The organism is Streptomyces sp. GbtcB6, from assembly GCF_019091475.1.
GTDB classification, from domain to species: domain Bacteria; phylum Actinomycetota; class Actinomycetes; order Streptomycetales; family Streptomycetaceae; genus Streptomyces; species Streptomyces hyaluromycini.
Map to the genome: position 1 here is coordinate 1 of NZ_JAGXJL010000168.1, position 929 is coordinate 929.

General features: G+C 68.4%; 1 pseudogene. It reads right to left on the minus strand.

Annotated features, from left to right (window positions below):
• Nucleotides 1–929: pseudogene (locus KVT45_RS55030) on the minus strand (alpha-1,4-glucan--maltose-1-phosphate maltosyltransferase); the annotation flags it as partial.

Genomic DNA, 929 nt, shown 5'->3' on the forward strand with positions numbered 1-929 from the left:
CGCCGGACGGTGTTGAGGCGGGTGATGAGGGGGGCGATGCCGTCGGTGTCGGCGCGTGTCCAGTCGCGGGGTTTGAGTTGGTACTTCTCGGAGTCGAGGTACTCCTCGCTGCCTTCCTTGAGGGGGGTGTTCTCGCAGAGTTCGTAGCCGCTGTAGATGCCCCAGGTGGGGGAGAGGGTGGCGGCGAGCACGGCACGGGCCTCGAAGGCGGGGCGGTGGCCGTGCTGGAGGTAGGCGTGCAGGATGTCCGGGGTGTTGGCGAAGAAGTTCGGCCGCATCCACGCGGCGGACTCGCCGGACAGCTCGGTGAGGTACTCGGTGAGTTCCTGCTTGGTGTTGCGCCAGGTGAAGTAGGTGTAGGACTGCTGGAAGCCGGTCTGGGCCAGGGTGCGCATCATCGCGGGCCGGGTGAAGGCCTCGGCGAGGAAGATCACGTCGGGGTCGGCCGCGTTGATCTCGGCGATCACCCGCTCCCAGAACACCACCGGTTTGGTGTGGGGGTTGTCGACGCGGAAGATCCGCACCCCGCAGTCCATCCAGTGCCGCAGCACCCGCACCGTCTCGGCGATCAGCCCAGGCATGTCCGTGTCGAAGGCGATCGGGTAGATGTCCTGGTACTTCTTGGGCGGGTTCTCGGCGTAGGCGATGGTGCCGTCGGGGCGGTGGTGGAACCACTCGGGGTGTTTCTCCACCCAGGGGTGGTCCGGTGAGCACTGCAGCGCGAAGTCGAGGGCGATCTCCAGGCCGTGGCGGCCGGCCTCGGCCACGAACCACCGGAAGTCCTCCAGGGTCCCCAGGTCCGGATGCACCGCGTCGTGGCCGCCCTCGGGCGACCCGATCGCCCACGGCACCCCGACGTCCTCCGGGCCCGGGTTGAGGGTGTTGTTGCGGCCCTTGCGGAAGGTGGTGCCGATGGGATGGATCGGGGG